General features: G+C 58.2%; 3 protein-coding genes. All 3 read left to right on the top strand.

The features are described 5' to 3' along the window. On the top strand, positions 1–1,392 hold a 1,392-nt coding region (gene tilS / locus SMC5_RS03075; protein ID WP_119119540.1), incomplete at its 5' end, for a tRNA lysidine(34) synthetase TilS. A gap of 37 nt (positions 1,393–1,429) precedes the next feature. After that, positions 1,430–1,990, top strand: a complete 561-nt coding sequence (gene hpt / locus SMC5_RS03080) for a hypoxanthine phosphoribosyltransferase (protein WP_119119541.1) — start codon at positions 1,430–1,432, stop codon at positions 1,988–1,990. After that, positions 1,991–2,608, top strand: a 618-nt coding sequence (locus tag SMC5_RS03085; RefSeq protein WP_207799007.1) for an ATP-dependent metallopeptidase FtsH/Yme1/Tma family protein, incomplete at its 3' end; no start/stop codon positions are given.

Here is a 2,608-nt window from a genome sequence, read left to right on the forward strand (position 1 = left end):
CAGGACGACGTCTGGTCATACTGCACCTCTCTTGAGCTGCTGGTCCCTGGTACCCGGGTGGTCGTCGCCGTTTCGGGTGGGTCGGATTCGGTCGCGCTGCTACGCCTCCTCTGCTTGTTGCGGGAAAGCTATCATCTCGACGTGGTCTGCGCTCATTTCAACCATCAGCTCCGCGGTGCCGAAAGTGATGCGGACGAGGCGTTTGTACGGGAACTGGCAGGCTCACTGGACGTGTCCTGCGAAACAGGATCCGACAATGTGGGTGCGTACGCTTCCGAACATCATCTGAGCCTCGAAGAAGCGGCCCGGGAATTGCGGCTTCGCTTTCTCCGCATGACGGCGCTCAAGACGGGAGCTGCGTGCATCGCTACGGCTCACACACGGGACGACCAGGCGGAGACGGTCCTGTTTCGACTGCTCAAGGGGACTGGTTTGCGGGGGATGTCCGGCATCGCGCCGCGGACGGGGATGTTCATCCATCCGCTGCTCGGAGTGTCAAAGGAACAGCTTCAGGGCTGGCTGTGGACGCAGGGTTTCGTCTGGCGGGAGGATCTGTCCAATGCGGACGAGCGGTACGAGAGGAACTTCATCCGTACGAGCGTGATCCCGTTGATCGAGAGCCGGTTTCCTGCCGTGAAGACGGCTGTTGCGCGAACGTCGAATATGGCACGTGTCACATGTGAGCTGTTTGAGCGGCAGACCGAGCAGGTGACCGACAACATCGAGATCCTGGAAGCGGGCGATGGAAGACATCCGGGAGCGTTGCGCCTTGCCAAAAGGGCACTTGCGAGCCTGCCTGACCCCCTGCTGCAATATGCGCTTGAGGAGATTTTTGCCACGTCGGGCGTCGGTCCCAGCTTCGAACGGTTGACGCGGAGTACCCAGGCCATACGGAACGGCAGGACAGGCGTGCGCGTAACGCTGGATGACCGTGTGACGCTGGAGGTGGGTTACCAGCACGTTTATGTCTATGGCGCCGCGTTCACCGGTCGTGCCCAGGAGCCTCAGGAGATAGCGAAATTCCCTGCAACGGTCGACTGGTTCCGGAGACGCCTGACCTTCGAGGAGAAGACGCCTGTGGACGTTCCATCAGACTTAAGGGACGTCGGGCCGAAGGAAGCATGGTTCGACGTGGACACCTTGCGATTGCCATTGACGGTACGCCACGCACGGCCTGGTGACCGCATGACGACGTTTGGGGGGCATCAACACAAGCTGCAGGACCTGTATGTCGACGCAAAGGTTGACCGGGTGCTCCGGGCGCGGCGTCCCGTCGTGTGCGATGCAGATGGCATTATCTGGGTGCCCGCCCTCGCTCGCAGCGCCGCAGGAGTGGTAACAGTTGAGTCGCGCCGCTTCCTGCGCATTGTATACTATAGTTCACAGTGCTAAGTTGTCTAACAATGGGAGCGGGGTAGAATACATGGACATGAGAGATGATATTCTGGAGATTCTGGTCTCGGCCGAAGAAATCCAGAAACGCACAACCGAGCTGGGACAGCAGATAGGACATGATTACGAGGGCAGGAACCCGCTGATGATCTGCATTCTGCGGGGGGCCGTCGTGTTCCTTTCCGACCTCATACGTTCGGTGCCTATTCATGTCATGGTGGACTTCATGGGTGTGAGTAGCTATGGCGGTACCAACATGGATAGCACGGGCGTGATCAAGATCACGCGTGACGTCGACGCCAACGTGGCGCACCGCGATATTATCATCGTCGAGGATATCGTCGACACAGGCCTTACGATGAAGGCACTGGTCGATCTCATGAAGACGAGGGGCCCCAGCAGTATCGAGATCTGCACGTTCCTCTCCAAGCCGCAGCGCCGCAAGGTGGACGTGGACATCAAGTACTGCGGGTTTGAGATTCCCAACAAGTTTGTCATCGGTTACGGGCTGGATTACGACGAGAACTACCGGAACCTGCCATTCGTCGGCGTCCTGAAACCCGAGGTCTACGAGAAGAGAAAAGAGGAGAAGGGATAAGTGGCTAACCAGAAGAAGAACGGAGGCTCAAACCCGAATCTGCTGAAAGAGCTCATCGGGTGGGCGCTTCTCTTTGCTGTATTATGGGGCGCCTATTCGCTGTTCAAGACTCCTGTGGCCCAGCCGGCCCCATTGACATATACCGATTTCGTGGCCAAGGTTCAGGCTGGAGAGGTCAAGGACGTCAAGTTTGAGATTTCGGACGTTATCCAGACCGGCACGGGAACGCTGAAGGACGGCACGAAGTTCACAACCATCGCGCCGCTGTACGATGCCAGCCTGTATCCGCTGCTGGTCGCAAAGGGTGTGCAGGGGGACTTCAACAAGGCGCAGACGAGCATCTGGCTGACGTTGCTGATCAATGTCCTCCCGTTTGTGCTCTTGATTGGGTTCTGGTTCTTCATGATGCAGCGCATGCAGGGCGGCCAGAACAACCAGGTGTTCGGGTTTGGCAAGAGCAAGGCCAAATTGTTCATGGACAATCGCCCGCGCGTGACGTTCAAGGATGTTGCGGGCCTGGATGAGGCCAAGGAAGAGACGGGCGAGCTAATCGACTACCTCAAGAATCCCAAGAAGTTTTCGGTAATGGGTGCCCAGATTCCCAAGGGCGCGTTGCTG

The organism is Candidatus Cryosericum odellii, assembly GCF_003570935.1.
Classification (GTDB): Bacteria; Caldisericota; Caldisericia; order Cryosericales; family Cryosericaceae; genus Cryosericum; species Cryosericum odellii.

What these genes read in the sequence shown, in the direction of transcription:
- hpt (WP_119119541.1), top strand. Translation starts at nt 1,430, where the DNA reads ATGAGAGATGATATTCTGGAGATTCTGGTCTCGGCCGAAGAAATCCAG.